This is a genomic window from Bacillus sp. AP8 (assembly GCF_000321185.1).
Lineage (GTDB): Bacteria > Bacillota > Bacilli > Bacillales > DSM-1321 > Bacillus_AD > Bacillus_AD massilioanorexius.
The window spans coordinates 1-19,705 of sequence record NZ_CAPG01000025.1; the positions used below are offsets into that span (position 1 = coordinate 1).

Here is a 19,705-nt window from a genome sequence, read left to right on the forward strand (position 1 = left end):
ATACTTTTTATAGTCAATGCATGTTTTTTTATGTCTGGTTTTCGTATTTTTTCTAGTTTATGAGCAAATAGTGAAGTTCAATTTTGCCCGAGGATGACCGCTTTTTGAGGGCAATAGTTGAGCACCCTTGACATCTAGTGCTTGGAGGCTCTTACTCTTCCAGCTGTCCTGTAGCATACGCTCCAATCGACCTTTTTTTTTACTAATTGCATTCATCGACTTAAACTTTTTATGAAAATAGCCTTTCACAATTATTAAATTAATATTTTCGATTGTGAATATTGCTTTTTGGCGGTAGCAATGACAAAATCTCGGAATTTACATACGGCTGGAGATAAGTAATGGTTTTTGAGCATAGCAAGATAAATGTATCTTTGATATTCAGGTTCTTTAATGGGTAACACTTTAACATTGTGATAGTTTAACGCTGCTATTTTGGGAATCACAGCAATTCCATAATCCACTGAAACAAGACCAGCAACGGCACTATCCTCTTCTACCTCACATACAATTCTAGGTTTGACCTGAACCTGTTCGAATAAGCTATCAATAATAGGACGTATACCACTTTCTTTATTAAAGAAAACAAATGGAAAGGGAGCGGTATCTTTTAAGTGTACATATTCGTTATCAGCCAACGGATGATTAAACGAAGTAATAACGACTAATTCTTGTTGGGCAATTGGAATAAATTCAATATCTGGTTCGTTATCAATCATTGAACAAAAAGCTAAGTCATATTTCTCTTCTTTTAAACCTTGAATGATATTATTAGTCACACCTTGACTAAAAGAAAATGAAATATTTTGGTTAGCTTCTATACTTGAGAAAGCTTGAACCATATTCGGTATAAAATGAGATCCCAAAGTATAAATAAAGGCTAGGTCAATTACACCGTGAGTTGGACTCGCTAGGTTTTTTAGCTTCTTTTCTCCTTTTTCTAATTCATCTAGTGCATTCTCTACATAGCTTAAAAAAAAGCGTCCGTACTTTGTTAAACGTATATTTCTCCCTTGTTTTTCAAATAAGTATATTCCCAATTCTCTTTCAAGCTCTGATATAGCGTGGCTTAAGCTTGGTTGCGTAATAGAAAGATGTGAGGCAGCTTGTGTATAATGTTCTAATTTAGCAAGTGTGCGAAAGTAATATAGTTGGCGTAAATTCATGAATGATAATCCTTTCTATAGAAAATGCCTATGAATAAAACGGCAAAAACCAATTAGATTATTGGTAATGTTGAGTCGTATAATCTTAAAGTGTAAAACATGTATCACAGTGACATCGAGACGGAGATATTTTGTGAGTTTTTTATTAAGAGATATTGTGAAATAAATCACAAATTATATTGTAAATAAATTACCAATCGAATACTAGTGATCAGACATTACTTTAACAAATATTTTTTTCTTTTTCATTGGAAAAATTAACAATAGGAAGGATTAGTCATGACAAATTATAAACATATTTTTGAACCACTAACTGTAAAAAGTATGACATTAAAAAATCGTATCGTAATGCCACCTATGGGAACAAACTTTGGGGGACAGCATGGCGAATTTAATGAAGATCATATTAGTTATTATGAGCAAAGAGCGAAAGGTGGGACAGGGTTAATCATCGTAGAAAATGCAAATGTAGATTATCCTCTTGGCTCTAATGGAACAACACAAATCCGTATTGATCACGATAAATACATTCCCGGTTTATTCAATTTAACAGAGACATTGCACAAGTATGGTACAAATGTATCTATTCAAATCAATCATGCTGGAGCATCCGCTATACCGGACCGAATTGAAGGGCTAACACCTGTTTCTGCATCTACTATACCTTCTAAAACAGGAGGAGTTACTCCTAGACCTTTAAGTAAAGAAGAAATTTTGAACATTGTCGAAAAATATGGAAAAGCAGCACGTCGTGCACAAATAGCTGGATTTGACGCTGTTGAAATTCATGCGGGACATTCTTATTTAATCTGTCAGTTTTTATCACCATTATACAACGATCGTACAGACGAATTCGGTGGTAATTATGAGAATCGAGCTCGTTTTGCACGATTAGTGATTGATCGAGTAAGAGCGGAAGTAGGTCCATTTTTCCCGATAATGCTTCGTTTTAGCGCGGATGATTTACTAGCTGGAGGAAATACGTTAGATGATACCCTGCAAATATTGGAATACTTACAAGATGAGGTAGATATCTTTAACGTTTCTGCTGCTGTAAATGATTCCGTTCAATACCAGATTGATCAAATGAACCTACCAGACGGATGGCGCTCTTATATGGCAAAGGCTGTAAAAGAGAAATTTGGAAAAGTTACAATGACAACTGGTAACATTCGTAATCCACAAATTGCTGATCAAATTTTGGCTGATGGACATGCAGATTTAATTGGCATGGGTCGTGGACTAATTGCAGATCCTTATTGGGTGAAAAAAGTAGAAACGGCAGATGAAGACAGCATTCGAAAATGTATTTCTTGTAACATCGGCTGTGCTGGGCACCGCATCGGATTAAATCGACCAATAAGATGTACAATCAATCCAAACTTAATGAATGAAGAAGGTTATAAGAAACATAAAGTATCGGAAATGACAAATGTAGTTGTTATTGGTGGAGGAACAGCAGGTTTAGAAGCAGCTTGTACAGCAGCTGAGGTAGGCTGTTCGACATTCTTATTTGAACAAAAGCCTTATCTAGGAGGTTTAGCTCGTGAAATTGCTACATTACCAGCTAAAAATAGAATTTCGGATTTTCCTGAATATCTAGTAAGACGAGCAGAAAAATTGAAGAATTTAGTTGCATTCACCAATACAAAAGCAGATATTGAAACGATTGAAAAGTTTAAACCTGACGTGGTCGTAAATGCAACTGGTTCACAGCCTTTATTACCACCTATTCCAGGCTTATTGGATCGAATAGATAAAGTGGAAGAAAACATTTTTTCCATTATTGGTTTGCTTAATAATTTAGATGAATTTAATCAACTTGATGTTGAAGGGAAGCACATTGCTGTTATCGGAGGGGGAGCAGTGGGCTTAGATGTTGTAGAGTATTTTTCTGAAAAAGGAGCAAAGGTTACAATTGTTGAAAGATTACCGATGCTTGGTCGTGATTTAGATCATATTACTCGAATTTCAATGATGAACATGATTAAAGAGAAAGATGTAAAAGTTCATACTAATACATCTTTAATGGAGGTAGCATCTGATCACTTTACATTACAATTTGAAGGGCAAGATTCAGAATTAACTTTTGATTATGGCTTTATTTGTCTTGGTATGAAATCTGTAAATGATCATGTTCAATTATTGCAAAAGCATTTTATGAAAAAGGGTGTAGAATTCGTAAATATTGGAGATAGTCAACGAGCACGCAAAATTTTAGATGGTATTCGAGAAGGAAGAAATATTACGGATACATTGAAAAAAATAGGTGTTATGTAAGATAAGATTTAAATGGTAGTAATAGCTATAGCCGTTTGGTATATTATGTTAAAGTTGCTGAGCGGCTAAGCTAGTCAAACCATCCCAAATATAGATAAAAACTATCAATAATCATGATTTTTTCAATTAGATTTATATGTTTGGTTCTTTTATAATCAAGGAGTCATAAAATCTATTCTATTTATTGGTGATAGATTCTCATAAGTAACATACACCAACGTTTGTGAATATATTCACAAACGTTGGTGTAATGTTTAACATGTGTCTATTTTTTACAATACTTCATAATTTCTTGTAAAATGAGAGAGAATATATGTGATAACGGAATAGGATGAGGAGGAAATAGATTGTCTGGATCAGGTTGTATTAATGGTAATACGAAATTATTAGGACTTTTAGCAACACCTATAGGTCACTCCTTATCACCGGCTATGCATAATATGTCACTTAAAAAGCTTGGATTGAATTATGTGTATATGGCATTTGAAGTAGGAAATAAGGAACTTGCAGACGTCGTTACAGGAATGAGAGCATTACAAGTGCGTGGTTTCAATGTATCAATGCCAAATAAAACGAAAATCCTGCCTCTTTTAGATGAACTCACACCAGCAGCTCGTTTTACAGGTGCCGTTAATACAGTTGTAAATGAAAACGGTAGGTTAATTGGCCATAATACAGATGGTATCGGTTATATGAGAGCGTTAAAAGAAGCAGAGGTAGACATTTTAGGGAAAAAGATGACGCTTATTGGTGCTGGAGGTGCGGCTACTGCTATTGCAATTCAAGCTGCATTGGACGGTATAAATGAAATTTCTATTTTTAATAGTAAAGATGATTTCTTTAATCGGGCAGAACATAATGCGCGAATTATTAATGAAGCGATCCCAAATGTGCAATGTAATGCAGAGGTATATGATTTAGAAGATATTGATAGATTAAAGGCTGAAATTGCTACGAGTGACATTTTAACGAATGCAACTGGAGTTGGCATGAAGCCGTTAGAGCATATCAATTTAATTCAAGATTCATCTTGGTTAAGACCTGAATTAATAGTATCTGATATAGTCTACATACCGCGGAAAACGAAAATGATAGAAATGGCTGAACAAGTTGGTTGTAAAACAATTAATGGATTAGGCATGATGTTATGGCAAGGTGCAAAAGCATTTGAAATATGGACAGGTCAAGAGATGCCTGTAGAGTATGTAAAGAGTCAAATGTTTCAATAAATTATAGAGGGAGAATATATATGAGCATTCTAAAAATAAAAGATGTTACGATTGGAGAAGGTGTTTCCAAAATCATTGTTCCACTTGTAGGGAAAACAGATGAGCAAATTTTACAAGAAGCAATCATGGTTAAAGAGTTAAAACCAGATGTGGTTGAATGGCGTGTAGATATCTATGAAAAAGTGGAAGATCTTCAAGCAGTAAAAAATTTAATTGCAAAGCTAAGAGAAGTATTTGCTGAAGAATTATTACTATTTACTTTTCGTAGCCATAAAGAAGGTGGAGAGAAAGAAATTAGTGATGCCTTTTATGTAGAACTAAATCAAACAGCAATACGTACGAAAATGATAGATTTAGTAGATGTTGAATTATTTAACGAAGAAGTTAATGTGAAGAATCTAGTAGCAACTGCTAAAGAGAACGGAGTCTTTGTTATCATGTCAAACCATGATTTTTTCAAAACGCCTTCTAAAGAAGAAATTATCAATCGTTTATGTAAAATGCAGGAATATGGTGCAGACATTCCGAAGATAGCTGTTATGCCAACGTCTGTAGCAGATGTTATTACTCTATTAGATGCAACAAATACGATGAAAACGGAATATGCTGATCGTCCGCTTATTACGATGTCAATGGGAGGAACGGGTGTTATCAGTCGCCTCGCTGGAGAAGTTTTTGGTTCCGCATTTACTTTTGGTGCAGGAAAAGAGGCTTCAGCTCCTGGTCAAATTCCTGTTTCGGAACTTCGAACGGTATTAAACATTTTACATAAAAGCTTATAAGAAGAGTAAATGTATAATGTAGCTATCTGAAGGGATAGACTTTCCATCTATTCCTTCTATTATCCCTATGATTTTGTAGTTGTTTAATCATATTTAAACAGTGATTATGTACTTTAATTCGAAGAAATATATAGAAAAAATCTATAAATAAACAGCTTTTTTTCAATTAGACGTAATAGGATTTGTACTTTTATAATCAAGTGGTCAGCGAAAATGATCGTATTACTGATTTTGTGGGATTGAGTTTTTTAGTTCACATTAAAATGTGAAATATTTCACATGAAGTCAATGGCTTACTTATAGATAAGTAATTAAAGTATAGCATTATGTATCGTTCTGACAAAAAATTAACAGAAAAATGTGGAGGTATTACAATGACAGATCAAGGAAGAATTGATGGAAGAACAAAATTACTAGGACTTTTAGCAACACCAATAGGCCATTCTTTATCACCAGCAATGCATAATATGTCATTAAGAAAATTAGGATTAAACTACGTATACATGGCATTTGAAGTTGGTAATGAGCAATTAGCAGACGTTGTTACTGGGATGAGAGCATTACAGGTTCGAGGGTTTAATGTTTCTATGCCAAATAAAACAAAGATACTACCATTACTTGATGAATTATCACCAGCTGCGCAGTTTGCGGGAGCGGTAAATACAGTTGTAAATGAGAATGGAAAATTAGTCGGTCATATTACAGATGGTACAGGTTATATGAGAGGGTTAAAAGAAGCGGGTGTAGAGGTAATTGGTAAGAAGATGGTATTAATGGGTGCCGGTGGAGCAGCCACTGCAATAGCTATACAGGCAGCTTTAGATGGTGTAGCAGAAATAGCTATTTTCAATCGTGAAGATGAATTCTTTGCGAGAGCTGAGAAAAATGTACAAATCATTAATGAGGAAATGAAAGATGTGAATTGTAAAGCTACAGTTCATAAGCTTGAAGATCTTGAAGCATTAAAAGCAGCTATTGCAGAAGCTGATATATTAACAAATGGAACAGGGGTTGGAATGAAACCACTTCAAGATGAGTGTTTAATTCCTGATCCATCTTGGCTACGTCCAGAGCTTATAGTATCTGATGTCGTTTATATACCACGTAAAACGAAAATGTTAGAGATGGCTGAAGGTGTTGGATGTAAAACGATCAACGGATTAGGAATGATGCTTTATCAAGGTGCTAAAGCATTTGAAATTTGGACAGGTCAAGAAATGCCAGTTGACTATGTGAAAGAACAAATGTTTTAAAAATCGCTTTTTACTACATTATTCAAACTAAATAAATACATTTTGAAATGGAGTTTCACTAATGAAAAATAAGTATTTGCCTACTGCGTTGGCATTGTATATAAACTATTTCGTTCACGGAATGGGAGCCATTATTTTAGCTCAGAATATGTCATTTTTACAAGTACAATTAAATACGGATAAAGCAGGTGTTGCGTATGTTATTTCTGCACTGGGTATTGGTCGTTTAATCGCATTAGCTATCTCTGGAGTATTATCTGATAAATTTGGAAGAAAACCAACAGTATATGCAGGCATGTTGATATATGCAGGGTTCTTTATCTCCATTCTTTTTGCTCCAAATGTTCAAATCGCATTTGTACTAGCATTATTAGCCGGTATTGCTAACTCAGTACTTGACGCGGGTACTTATCCGGCATTGATCGAATCATTCCCGACTGCCGCAGGGACAGCCAATATTATTATTAAAGCGTTTATTTCAGCAGGTCAATTTACATTACCTGTTATTATTGGATTAATCATTACAAACAATTGGTATTGGGGAATTTCTTTCATTATTCCAGTGGTGTTATTTGTATTGAACGCGATCTTCATGATTAAATTACCTTTCCCAAGTCATATTGTATCAAAAGGGAAAGAGGATAAAGAAGAGGCACAATCTACAAAAGTATTTGCTTCTAAACCAAATTTCTTTATCGAAGGATTTGCTGTGATTATGATTGCATTCACAGCAACAGCAACTTTTTTAATTGTTCAAACTTGGTTACCGACTTATGGAGAAGAAGTAGTTGGTATGACAAATACATCAGCATTAAAACTAGTATCTTATTATAGTGCAGGTTCATTGGCGTCTGTATTCTTAACTTCTTATTTAGTTAAGAGTCTTATTAAACCAGTATATATTGTGTTAGTCTATCCACTAATGTCTTTCTTCGTATTACTTGGAGTTGCCTTCATTCAAACACCTCTGATGGTTATTGCAGGGTCATTCTTAATTGGTTTCTTTGCAGCAGGAGGGGTATTACAGTTAGCTCTAGTTGTAATGACGGAATTCTTTAATGGTAAAAAAGGTACTATGACGGGGATTTTCATGACGATGTCTAGTGTTGCTAGTGCAGTTATTCCAGCGGTAACAGGTGCATTAGCGGAATCAAATGTAACAAATATCATTCATTTTGGATCTGGTGTGACTTTTGTTGGTGTGATTTTAGCAACTGTAGTCCTGGTTAGATATCGTAAAGTCATGAAAGTGGAAAATAAAAGTGGTAGTGTAGCAGCGTAATACAAAGTATAATCAGGATGTTCTATATATGCTTCAAAAATGAGTTAAAGTGTAAATTTAGATATTTATACTTTGCTCATTAATGAGCATATTAAGCAGATGGAGGTAGGTTATTAATGAAAAGAAAATTTGCAGCATTAGGTTGTTATATCAATTATTTTGCATTTGGTATGGCATACATAATGATCGCTCAAAATATGTCATTTCTTTCAGAAAAATTGAATACAGATAATGCTGGTGTATCCTTTCTTATATCTGCATTTGGAATAGGGCGTTTAGCTTCTTTGTATTTAGCAGGAACTACTTCCGATAAATATGGTAGAAAGCCTTTTGTTATTTTAGGAGCAGTATTTTGCGCTATTTTCTTAATAGGAATACCACTTAGTACAAGTTATGAAATTGCTTTAGTGTTTGCTGTGTTAGGTGGAGTATCAAACGCATTTTTAGATGCTGGAACTTATCCAACTTTAATGGAATCATTTCCGAAACAAGCAAGTGCAGCTACTGTATTCTTGAAGGCATTTATTTCGGTAGGATCTCTAATCTTACCATTTATGATTACTTTCTTTCTTACTAATAACATCTTTTTTGGATGGTCATTCTTTGTACCTGCAATCATTCTATTATTGAGTGCAATCTTTCTCTCTTCAGTTCGCTTTCCGGCGCACAAAAGTACAATAGGAAGCAAGGAAGAATCACATATTATAAGATTTAATGATCGACCAAAGTTTTATATAGAAGGTCTAGCACTTATAGGCATAGGTTTTACAGCACCGGCACTATTATATTTAATGCAAATATGGATGCCGACTTATGCTCAAGAAGTAATGGGGATGTCTCTAACTAGCTCATTAAAACTAATCAGTTATTATAATATTGGAGCCTTTCTTTCTGTAATAGTGATGACCGTTGCACTTAGAAAGTGGGTAAAGGCTGTCGATGTATTACTTGTTTATCCAATTATTACTTTAGTGGCAACGTTAACTCTTATGTATATAAAAATAACATCAGTTACGATTATTGCTGCATTTATTATTGGTTTTTCTTTAGCAGGAGTTATGCAATTAGCATTATCGGTGATGTGTGAGTTTTTTTGGGAAAATAAAGGTAAGATAACAGGAATTTTATGTACGGCAACTAGTGTAGCAACTGCTGGAATTCCTTTTGTCACAGGTTTGATTACAAGATTTACTGATGTGAGCGGTGTATTTATTTTCTCGCTAATGATTAATGGAGCAGGTATTTTGTTGGCGTTAATTGCAAACTATCGTTATCGTCAGTTAACAAATAAAAAAGAAATAACTCAAAAACTAGCAGCATAGTTTAACAAAAAAGGACCTTTTGACAGGTCCTTTTTTCTTTGTGAAATCATATATCTTAAAAGTTTAGATGAAAAGCTTAAGCCTTATTTCTTGATTTACCTTTTTTGAATGTTGGTGATTTATAACCTTCTGGATAGACTATGCCATTTTTAATTGAATATTCTTCAAACATCGTAGTGAGATCTTTGGAGCTAGTATGGTTTAACGCATGTATTAGGATATTTCCACATGCTTTTGCATCATCTAGTGCATTATGATGATCAAAACGATAACCGAGTTTTTTAGATAAATCATTAAGCTTATAACTTGGTAAACCTGGCCATATGGCTTTAGATATATTTAATGTACAATTATATGAGATGTTCGGATAGGGAGCGTTATATTCGTCTAATACGTATCTTAAGCAACTCATATCAAAAGCGGCGTTATGAGCAATAACTAAATGATTCTCTAATAAACTATGAATCTCTGGCCATAGCATGTTAAATTCACTTTTATTTCTTACATCCTCGTAAGTAATACCGTGTATACTAACATTAATAGGATGAAAATAGGTGTTTTTAGGCTTTACTAATTCATAATATTCATTTGCTATTTTACCGTTTTTATATTGTACAATTCCAACTGAACAAATACTAGATCTTGTTGAGTTAGCAGTTTCAAAATCAATTGTCACAAAGTCCATTTTTTCACATCTTTCTAAAATGAATTCATTTCATCTAATCTTCTGCATAGATTTTTTTCTCTCTTTTTCTGCAGCATAGTATCTCGATTTCATTCTCCATCTTTGATAAGATTCGTATAGAAAATGAAGACTAAAAAAAATAATTAAACTTATTATTACATTTAACATGAATTTAGAAAATGATATGAATGCAAAATCATTATTAGTAATGTATGGATATTGAAAGGAATCTATTTTTTGATATGTCAGTCTACTAATAATGTTTGTAATCATAAATAGAACAAATATCCTCCAAAAACTCAATTGTGTTCATCTGCTTTCATTATGAACGATTATGTATGAAAAGCCAAAGATACATACTTACGAAAATAGCAACCTTCATGAAAAATAGAGTATACTTGCTAACCAATAATTTTGAAACCAAGTTTCCTGCCTTCATTTCTTCAGAAAGAGATCTTTTTCAAGGAGGTTGTTTTCTAAAAGATTGTTGTTTTTAAAAAGTTCGCTAAATAAATATAGTATAAAAGTCGAATGGAGGGTAAGGTGCGAGACTCCTGAGGTAGTTGAGGGGCAGGGGAGTGACACCATGGTGGAGAGGAGGCTCATCATCCTAGGGATTAGGGAAAGCGAGCATCTTGAGCAGAATTCAACCTATAGCTACTCTATTGTTAATAGGCAACAATGATACGAAAACAGTATATGAAATAATTGGGTGGCAATCTTTATAAAGAAAGATGAGACCCAACATAGGTGAATGCACCAATTGGATGGATCTTTGTCTAACGAAAAAGATAAGTTTAGATTTACTAACAAACGTTCGATAAACTCAGCTAAATAGAAAAACAGCACTTCGATTGTGCTGTTTTTTTATTTAACTATTCTTAATCTATTTTTATATTGTTTGATGTTTTTAATGAGTTGATAAAGTTGATAGGAAAAATAAAGGAACCAAGAAAATGCGAACAAACCTAAGCATGACCATATAATCATCATATCGTATTCACCATGAATTAATGAAGATGCGGTTGCTATAAAGCTCATAATCGATGTGTATAAACCAAGACCAATAAAGACAACATAGGTGATAAATCCAAGAACTGTGCCAGTTGGATCAAGTTCAAATTGCTTACTTTTTTTAGATTTAGTCTGTTTCATTTCTCTCCCTCCTTTACCTATTATTATATCAAAGTTTTTCGCGAAAAGTTATACAAGTAAAAAAATTCTGTTAATTAAAATGCTGGTATATATAGGAAGTACAACGGCTAAATAAAGGGCTGATAAAAATGGAAGTTACATTTTTACCAACCCTTTATGATTATTTAACTAATGTTTTTGTTACAGTATCAATAACTTTTTCACTTGCGATTCGTCCATTAATTGTCCAAGATCCATCATCTTCTAATTCATATACTTGTTTGTTCTTAGCAGCAGGAAGTTGCTTCCATACAGTACTATTTGTTAGAGCTTGTAGGCCTGCCTCTCCTTTTGCTGCAATTAGGAATACATGATCTGCATCTAAATCCGATAGGGCTTCAAGAGAAATAGGGCTCCATGTAGCATCTTTAGCTGCAGGCATATTTTTAATCATATTTGGTTGAGTCAATTGTAGATCTTTATATAGAACATTTGCCGAAAAACGCTCATTTTCTAATAAATAATATTGGCCACCGATAATCCAAATAGCCGCTACTGATTCGTCACCTATAGCTTTCTTAAGCTTTTCAGATGCATCTTTTGCTTTTGTTTCATAAGCTGCTAATTCTTCTTTTGCTTGTTTCTCTTTTCCAACAATTTGTCCCATTATTTGCAATTGTTTACGCCAGTCTGAACTATCTTCATCCTTAAAGACATAAACAGGGGCTATTTTTTTATATTCTTCATATGTTCCGCTTGGTATAGCTGAAGGGGAACTGAAAATGATTAAATCAGGATCTTTTTCAATTACTTGTTCTAATGGCATATCCCAAGCTATTGTTGGAACATTTCCTAAGGCATCTTGTAAATAAGCATGCACAGATTCACCTATTGACCATTGAGCTGCCGGAATGATATCAAGCGATACAAGCGAATCTTCTAAATTTGAAGCAAGAATCCGCTCAGGATTTGCTGGAAGAGTAACTTCTCCCATAGCATCTGTTAATGTAATTTCTTTAGATTTCTTTGATGAATCAGTTTCATCTTTTTTAGTACCTCCACATGCTGTAATTAGCATGAGACAAAGTACAGTTGCGAGTATGGCTATAAGCTTCTTATGTAGTTTCAAAATATGTGCCTCCTATTAATTATACTTGCGAGATAATGATAATCATTATCAAATAAACTGTCAACATGTTTCAGTTAAAAAGCTATTGAAAATCATAGGTTAATACTTGTATACTAAAATGGTTGAAAATTATTCTCAATAAATAGAGAATATAGTGAGGTATTATCGCATGTTGGAAAAGAAACAGATGAAAGCCTATAATCCAATAGCTAAAAATAGTTTAATTATCGGTTTTAGTGTATTGGGACTTGTACTAGCATTTATTATTTCTCTTATGCTTGGTACTAAAAATTATTCATTGGTAACAGTTTATCAAGCGTTGTTTGATTATAATTCTACCCTTTCATCACATCAAATTATTCATGATATTCGACTACCGCGAACTTTAGCAGCTATGATGATAGGAGCCTTTTTAGCTTTATCTGGCTGTATTATGCAAGTTCTGACACGGAATCCTTTAGCAGAACCATCTTTGTTAGGAGTTTCACATGGTGCTGCATTTGCACTTGTGCTATCTTTAGCATTCTTCCCCAATTTATCTATTACGGGTACAACTTTAGCTTGTATAGTTGGAGCAGGTGTGGCTGTTCTTTTTGTATTTGGATTAGCTTTATTATCTAAAGGAGGAAACAATCCTGTAAAACTTGCTTTAGCTGGGGTAGCCCTAGGGATGTTTTTAAGTTCACTAACTTCAAGTATTGGGTTGTATAAAAACGTTGCTAAAGATATGAGTTTTTGGTTTGCCGGAGGCTTGTCTAGTATTGATTGGAATGGCGTGAAAATGCTGGTGATATTCGGTATTATCGGTATTCTATTTGTCATTATGATTTCACGAGCACTTACTGTACTTCATTTAGGAGAAGATGTGTCAAAAGGTTTGGGTGTACATATTACTGTTGTACGGACCCTTGGTATACTTGCTGTTTTATTACTCACCGGGAGTTCAGTAGCTGTTTCAGGAGCAATAGGTTTTGTTGGACTTGTCGTTCCTCATATTTGCCGTATGATAATCGGAACGGACTATCGATTATTACTTCCATTTTCTGCATTTTTTGGTGGTATCTTATTAGTCTTGGCTGACGTCGGAGCAAAATTTCTTAATCCACCTTATGAAACGCCAGTTGGTGTTGTAACGGCATTACTTGGTGTTCCGTTTTTCTTATATTTAGTTCGCAAAGGAAAGGGGCGATCATTATGAAGCTCCTAAAACGAAAATTTATAACGATAATCAGCGTTTTACTAATTCTGATATCGATTGCAACTCTAATTTGTCTAAATTATGGAATTGTAAGTATATCACCAACAGAAGTTTTACAAACATTTTTGGGAAACGGGACGACAAAGCAAGAATTGGTATTGTTTGAATTAAGGATGCCAGCCATCATACTTGCTATATTGGTCGGTATGGGAATGGCTATTTCTGGTGCAATATTACAGGGTATAACGGATAATGAATTAGCTGATCCGGGAATATTAGGTATAAATGCTGGAGCTGGATTAGCTGTAGTCGTCTATATTTCATTTTTTCAAAGTAGCGTAAGCACTCAAAACGTATATGCATTGCCACTATTTGCATTTTGTGGAGCAATTCTGACTGCGTTTTTGATCGTATTACTTGCTTGGAAGGGTGGGTTTCAATCCATTCGAATGCTTCTTGTTGGTATCGGGGTTAATGCGGGATTGTCCGCGATATTGATTGCTTTACAGTTGAAAATGAATCCAATTGATTTTATGCAGGCTGTTGTCTGGTTATCTGGAGATTTATGGGCTACCCAATGGAAGTATGTATGGGCACTATTTCCATGGTTCATATTGCTGATTCCATTCGCTATTTATAAAGCTAAAACATTAAATGTTTTGCAACTAGGAACTCCAGTGGCAATGAGCTTAGGAATATCGGTAGCACGAGAGAGAATCATTTTATTAATTACAGCTGTCGCTCTTGCTGGTTTAAGCGTGGCTGCTGGTGGGGGAATAGCTTTTTTAGGTTTAATTGCCCCTCATATAGCACGTCGTTTAATAGGTCCGAAGCATCAATTCATGCTACCGATTTCGGCCTTATTAGGTGCTCTTATCTTACTAGTCGCTGATACAATTGGTAGAAATATTATAGCACCGACTGAATTACCAGCTGGTATGATCGTTTCACTTGTAAGTGCACCTTATTTTATATATTTGTTAATGAGAACACGATAAGCCTTTAATTAGGAATACTAAAATACAGTTTAGGGGGATTGTATATGTCTACATTATCAGCAGAGCAACTAACAGTTGCCTATGATGAAAAAATCATTATTCAACAGTTAGATGTTACATTTCCAAAAAATAAAATTACAGCTATTATTGGTCCAAATGGTTGTGGTAAATCAACTTTGTTAAAAACGATGTCTAGATTACAAAAAGCAGTATCAGGCATTACGTATTTGGATGGTAAGAATATTTATAAAACATCTACAAAAGAAATGGCAAAAAAAATGGCTATTTTACCTCAATCTCCAGATTCTCCGTCAGGACTTTCTGTGTATGATTTAGTTTCGTTCGGACGTACACCATATCAATCAGGCTTTTCGCGATTAAGTGATCATGATCGTAAAATGATTGCATGGGCTCTTGATGTTACAGGATTAACAGAACTTCAGCATCAAGAAGTGGATACCTTATCAGGAGGTCAGCGACAAAGAGCATGGATTGCAATGGCAATTGCACAAGAAACAAATCTATTACTATTAGATGAACCGACCACTTATTTAGATTTAGCTCATCAACTAGAAGTACTTCAGCTACTTGATAAGTTAAATAGGGAAGAAGAGCGGACAATCATAATGGTCATTCATGATTTGAATCATGCAGCGCGTTTTGCTCATAACCTGGTGGCTCTAAAAAAAGGGAAAATTATAAAAGAAGGAAATCCTGAAGAAGTAATTTCTGAAGACGTATTGAAACAAGTATTCAATATAGAAACATCAGTTTTAACTGATCCGAGAACAGGTAAGCCAGCGATGATATCTTATGATCTTATCGGTCCTTGTAATTAATGAAGTTTTAAAGAGAAAAAATCCAGCCAACGTGCTGGATTTTTTTTTATGAATCATTTGTTCAATGGACTAGGCTTTATGAACCTTTTATTTCTTCCACGTTACATACTATATTGGAAACGAATTTAATATACTAGCTGGAAAAAAGAAAATTCATATATCAGATAATTCATAGGGAAAGACACGTTTATTCGGTCGATCAAAACAGGTAAAGATACATGCTGAACCATCAGAATCTGTTTCAAATGCAAGATTAATCTAAGATTTGATTTTAAACTAGTAAAGATTAGTTGTCATCTACATGCTTTTTTCGTGCAAGATGGCGTTCGACTTCTTTTTAGAAACTGTAAACAATGCTGTATATAATAATAAAGTGCCGAGTAGTGCAATTCCGCCAATATACACAGACATCATGGAGGGGAATAAAAAAGCACCAACTATAATAGTTGAACGTGCGATCAGTTCAGCTCCACTAAAGCTTAAGTTAGAAAAAGCCGAGTATGAACCACGTTTATCGGCTGGCATCATATTTGCCTTTTCTGTTTGTGCAATCGGTGAGTACATCAATTCACCAATAGTTGCAAGGACATTCATAGCAAGAAGGACATACCATACATTTGAAGATGTTAAAATGGCATATCCTACCGAATAACATATCAATCCAACAAGTAGAACATGTTTTTTGGGAAAACGGTTCATCCATTTTGTAATAAGAAATGTAAAGAAAACTACGAGTAACGTATTTTCAATGTTTAATGAACTTAGCATACGAACACCGGTAAAATCAAAATTTCCTAGAGTTATCGTTTCGAAGTTTTTAGATAGACGAACAGCGATATAATTATTTAATGAAAACTCTGCTGCAAAAATACACATACTTCCTACAACAACCATAACAAATGGTGTATCCTGTAAGGCAATCTTATAATTGGCTAATAAATCTATGAAGACATTTTGATGTACTTGCTTTAGTTGTTTAACGTCTGAATTTTGTAGCCAAAATGCATAGGCGATTGGTAAACACGTCGCGATAATTGTTAGTCCGATAAACAATTCTAATTGATGGTTTACATAAAAAAGTCCACCTAACGCTGTACCTATTGCTATTGATAAATTCACTAGCCAGTAATCAAGAGCGTATACTTCTTTACGATTTTCAGGTGTAGTAGAATCAACAATAATAGCGCTCATAGAAGGTTTACCAATACTACTAGACATCATATAGAATACATAGCAAGCAGCGAACAACCAAATCCATTTTTGTAAGGGAATTAAACTGATTGTCATAAGGGCAAACATGGCTGCGCTAATCAATGATGTGATAATTAATACACGCTTACGTTGGAAGCGGTCAGATATATAGCCACCGATCAAATTACTAATAAATGCGACAAATACAGTAGCTGCAAGAAAAATACCTGCCCAAACAACCCCTAGATGCTCAGAGAAAAATAATGCCATAAACGGCATAATTGCACTTGTTAGAGCTCGATTAAAAAATGAAGTAATTAGCCTAACTTTAATATTTTGTGGATATGTATGCCATTTCAATTTACTCATCCCTTTCTATACATGTATATTAAAGGAGACGAAATATAATAAAAATACCCAATTTTGAAAATAATGTCTACTTAAACAGGTGATAGAATGGATGGTTCATTATTAATACTTTGGCAATCAGGTATGCAAGGGGAAATTAAAATTGATGATATAGCACAGCAGATTGGTTATAGTACGAAACAAACGAAACGCAAACTAATCAAATGGTCGGAAGAAGGTTGGTTAACATTTACTTCTGGAAAAGGAAGAGGAAAAAAATCTGAATTGTGCTGGTTAAAGTCAGTGGAAGAAGAGTATGAAAAATCTATATTAATTGATATGGACCAAAATAAAATAGAACAAGTTAGTAAATATTTATTGTTAAATTGGTCGATTGAGACGAAGCAACGTTTGATAAATGCATTTCAATCTAAATTCGGTTTTCAATCACAAAATGAAGACTGCTTAATCATCCCAAAATATCATACTGCTTTAACGACTCATCCTCTTAAAGCAGCAGATGTGAATAGTGCGAATTTAATCGCAAATATATACAATCGTCTTGTAGCGCTACATGAGGATGGAACAATAAGTCCGGAAATAGCTTATAGTTGGGAGTATACGAAAACCGCACTTACTTTATATATTAGGAAAGATGTTATGTTTCATGACGGTTCGATATTGACTGCTGAGGATGTAGTAACATCTTTAAAGCGAATGATGCAAAATGATCATTTTTCCTTTCTATGGACACCAATTGCCAAAATTTTTTCACCGGTAACACGTGTTGTTACACTAGAATTTCCAGCAGGTTGTACATATGTTTTACATCTTTTGAGTCTTATTACATCGAGTATTTTTAAGGAAGTAAATGGAAATTTATATGGCACAGGTGGATTTTATTTAGCGAATCATACAAATGAGAAAACGGTTCTTTCTGCTTTTCCACAATATTTTGGTGTGCGTCCTTTATTGGATCGTGTGGAGTTTATTAAAGTCCCACGTGATTTTGAAATATTGTATCATAGTTCGGAAGAGTTAAAACCGATAGATACTGGGCAGATTGAAAGTGACTCTGGTTTTGGTATTGTAGTGATGAATCCTTATCGTGAGTCAGATATGAAAAGAAAAGAAGTTCGAGACTATATTCATGCCATCATTGCTAAGCATCGCGATGAGTTAGCCAATGAAGATAATCGTACAATGGGTAATCATGAAGGGTGCTTAATAGGATACTCAAAGCGGTTGATGCCACCTAAATTACATAAACCAGAACTTACTGAGCCTATTTTGTTAAAGTATGCTAACTATGCTATGGATACAACAATGTGGTTTAAGCGTCTCCTTGAACAATATGGATTTGTCGTTCAAATTGAGAAAGTATCATTTGATCAAATGATAAATGATTCAGATCCCTTACATGATGCAGACCTATTTATACATGGCGAAATATTTGAATTAAATCAATCTTTCTCTTATTTTTATTTTTTAACAAACAAGTTTTCGCCGCTTCATCCCTTTACTAAGCGTGAGGTCTATATAAAAGATAAGTTAAGTTTGTATAGTCAAACATCTTTTGAGGAGTGGATGTCGATTCATTTAGCCATTGAAAATTATCTACAAAAGCAATCACTCTGTGTTCCACTATACTATCAGAAACGATTTATTCCTTTTTCTCTAAATGTTATGAATGTTCAAATTAAACATTTTGGTTATGTTGATTTAACAGAACTTTGGATAAAGTCATTGCCTGAAACATCTAAATAAAACTACAATGCCATGTAAAAAGAAAAGTCTGACTCATAAGGTTATTTTTATTATTTCATCATGCTTCAAAGGAAAGATCTATTTTTGTATAAAAGCAGGGATATAAAGCTAAACAAATGATAAAAACGCTAAATATCAGCTTTTATCAAGAAGTAAGAATACACATAAACAAAACATACTTTTATAAAATCATACAAGATGAAGCATAGAGGCGTCTAAAAAAGGATTGAACCCCCCTTTTTAGACAGCCTCTTCTTTTTTGTGTTTAGTAATTGAAGGATGAAAAGGCTATGAATCTAAATAGGATTATTTATAACTTCGTGTCCTTAACATGCGTCTAAAGGAGTAAACAAAGGAGTGAGAAATGATGGAACGTCCGATTTTTGGAGAGAAAATTGCTAAATATATATTGGTTTTTTTACTAGTATTGGTCTGTTCGTGGAGTTATACACCATTTCAAGCTTTTGCATGCTCTTGTGCTGAACCTAGTCAAGCAAGCCAAGAGTTACAGCAAAGTTCAGCTGTGTTTAGTGGGAAAGTGGTAGATATAGTTGATAAGAAATCTAATAAAGATATACAATCATCAGCTGATCTTATTGCTATTCAATTTAATGTAAAAGAAATTTGGAAAAGAATAAATCAAAAACAAGTAGTTGTATACACTGAAAGAAGTGGAGCAAGCTGTGGATTCGAGTTTGGTCTAGGAAAAGAATATATTGTTTTTGCACATGAAAAGGGGGGGGACTTCATGTTAGCATATGTTCAAAAACAACTTTATTATCATCAGCATCCGAGGACTATAAACAATTAGGAGTTGGAAAGAAACCAATTAATCAAACTTCAGAAAATAGCAACTTTACAAATGTTGAGAAGGAAAAAGTAGTTGGAAAATCGATGGATAACCCTACGGTCTGGATTTTATTGATTATTGCAGGATGTTTAGCAATTATTACATTAGTAAGCAGATGAAAATAAAATAGTTCTCCGATTTTTTTATAGGACTTTGAAAAGTGTATGTATTATTTATTCTATTTTCTATATGACTGAATTCCAAAAATGTATAACCTCATTAAACACCGAAAGCATGAGAAAAGGAGCGAAA

At 34.0% G+C, this 19,705-nt stretch carries 16 protein-coding genes; 11 read left to right on the plus strand and 5 right to left on the minus strand.

The annotated features are described in order from the left end of the window. Positions 1–254 precede the first annotated feature (254 nt). On the minus strand, positions 255–1,166 hold the full coding sequence (locus BN349_RS04560; protein WP_019241094.1) for a LysR family transcriptional regulator: 912 nt from the start codon (positions 1,164–1,166) through the stop codon (positions 255–257). Between the two features lie 279 nt (positions 1,167–1,445). On the opposite strand from BN349_RS04560, the gene BN349_RS04565 reads away from it, so the two are divergent. The 6 genes from BN349_RS04565 (at position 1,446) to BN349_RS04590 (ending at position 9,314) form a co-directional block, all read left to right on the plus strand. Next, the gene (locus BN349_RS04565; RefSeq protein ID WP_019241095.1) at positions 1,446–3,446 is read left to right on the plus strand and encodes an oxidoreductase; all 2,001 of its coding nucleotides are present in this window, start codon (positions 1,446–1,448) and stop codon (positions 3,444–3,446) included. Between the two features lie 347 nt (positions 3,447–3,793). Next, complete coding sequence (locus BN349_RS04570; protein WP_019241096.1) at positions 3,794–4,675, plus strand: shikimate dehydrogenase; 882 nt, start codon at positions 3,794–3,796, stop codon at positions 4,673–4,675. Positions 4,676–4,695: 20 nt separating this feature from the next. Next, on the plus strand, positions 4,696–5,457 hold the full coding sequence (gene aroD / locus BN349_RS04575; protein ID WP_019241097.1) for a type I 3-dehydroquinate dehydratase: 762 nt from the start codon (positions 4,696–4,698) through the stop codon (positions 5,455–5,457). Between the two features lie 374 nt (positions 5,458–5,831). Next, on the plus strand, positions 5,832–6,710 hold the full coding sequence (locus tag BN349_RS04580) for a shikimate dehydrogenase (RefSeq protein WP_019241098.1): 879 nt from the start codon (positions 5,832–5,834) through the stop codon (positions 6,708–6,710). Between the two features lie 61 nt (positions 6,711–6,771). Continuing rightward, positions 6,772–7,992, plus strand: coding sequence for an MFS transporter (locus BN349_RS04585; RefSeq protein ID WP_019241099.1), 1,221 nt, complete (start codon positions 6,772–6,774; stop codon positions 7,990–7,992). A gap of 116 nt (positions 7,993–8,108) precedes the next feature. Beyond that, positions 8,109–9,314 carry an MFS transporter gene (locus tag BN349_RS04590; protein WP_019241100.1) on the plus strand — a complete coding sequence of 402 codons (1,206 nt, stop codon included), beginning with the start codon at positions 8,109–8,111 and terminating at the stop codon, positions 9,312–9,314. Positions 9,315–9,390: 76 nt separating this feature from the next. On the opposite strand, the gene BN349_RS04595 is transcribed toward BN349_RS04590, so the two are convergent. The 3 genes from BN349_RS04595 to BN349_RS04615 all read right to left on the minus strand — a co-directional run bounded on the left by BN349_RS04595 (position 9,391) and on the right by BN349_RS04615 (position 12,262). Next, positions 9,391–9,999, minus strand: a complete 609-nt coding sequence (locus BN349_RS04595; RefSeq protein WP_019241101.1) for a 3'-5' exonuclease — start codon at positions 9,997–9,999, stop codon at positions 9,391–9,393. 867 nt (positions 10,000–10,866) lie between these two features. Continuing rightward, positions 10,867–11,154, minus strand: coding sequence for a hypothetical protein (locus BN349_RS04610; RefSeq protein ID WP_019241104.1), 288 nt, complete (start codon positions 11,152–11,154; stop codon positions 10,867–10,869). Between the two features lie 160 nt (positions 11,155–11,314). Continuing rightward, complete coding sequence (locus BN349_RS04615) at positions 11,315–12,262, minus strand: ABC transporter substrate-binding protein (RefSeq protein WP_019241105.1); 948 nt, start codon at positions 12,260–12,262, stop codon at positions 11,315–11,317. Between the two features lie 169 nt (positions 12,263–12,431). On the opposite strand from BN349_RS04615, the gene BN349_RS04620 reads away from it, so the two are divergent. Genes BN349_RS04620 through BN349_RS04630 form a run of 3 tightly spaced genes read left to right on the plus strand, consistent with a single transcriptional unit; the run spans position 12,432 to position 15,297 of the window. Then, positions 12,432–13,460: a FecCD family ABC transporter permease gene (locus BN349_RS04620; RefSeq protein WP_019241106.1), complete on the plus strand. Its 1,029-nt coding sequence runs from the start codon at positions 12,432–12,434 to the stop codon at positions 13,458–13,460. Next, the gene (locus BN349_RS04625) at positions 13,457–14,458 is read left to right on the plus strand and encodes a FecCD family ABC transporter permease (protein WP_019241107.1); all 1,002 of its coding nucleotides are present in this window, start codon (positions 13,457–13,459) and stop codon (positions 14,456–14,458) included. The genes BN349_RS04620 and BN349_RS04625 overlap by 4 nt, the downstream gene beginning before the upstream one ends. A 44-nt stretch (positions 14,459–14,502) precedes the next feature. Further along, positions 14,503–15,297, plus strand: a complete 795-nt coding sequence (locus BN349_RS04630; RefSeq protein WP_019241108.1) for an ABC transporter ATP-binding protein — start codon at positions 14,503–14,505, stop codon at positions 15,295–15,297. Positions 15,298–15,594: 297 nt separating this feature from the next. Here the strand turns inward: BN349_RS04630 and BN349_RS04635 are convergent, their stop codons facing one another. Further along, positions 15,595–16,848, minus strand: a complete 1,254-nt coding sequence (locus BN349_RS04635) for an MDR family MFS transporter (RefSeq protein ID WP_019241109.1) — start codon at positions 16,846–16,848, stop codon at positions 15,595–15,597. Positions 16,849–16,944: 96 nt separating this feature from the next. On the opposite strand from BN349_RS04635, the gene BN349_RS04640 reads away from it, so the two are divergent. Beyond that, positions 16,945–18,603 carry an ABC transporter substrate-binding protein gene (locus tag BN349_RS04640; protein WP_019241110.1) on the plus strand — a complete coding sequence of 553 codons (1,659 nt, stop codon included), beginning with the start codon at positions 16,945–16,947 and terminating at the stop codon, positions 18,601–18,603. Positions 18,604–18,967: 364 nt separating this feature from the next. After that, positions 18,968–19,414, plus strand: a complete 447-nt coding sequence (locus tag BN349_RS04645) for a hypothetical protein (protein WP_081591177.1) — start codon at positions 18,968–18,970, stop codon at positions 19,412–19,414. The last annotated feature ends 291 nt before the right edge of the window (positions 19,415–19,705 follow it).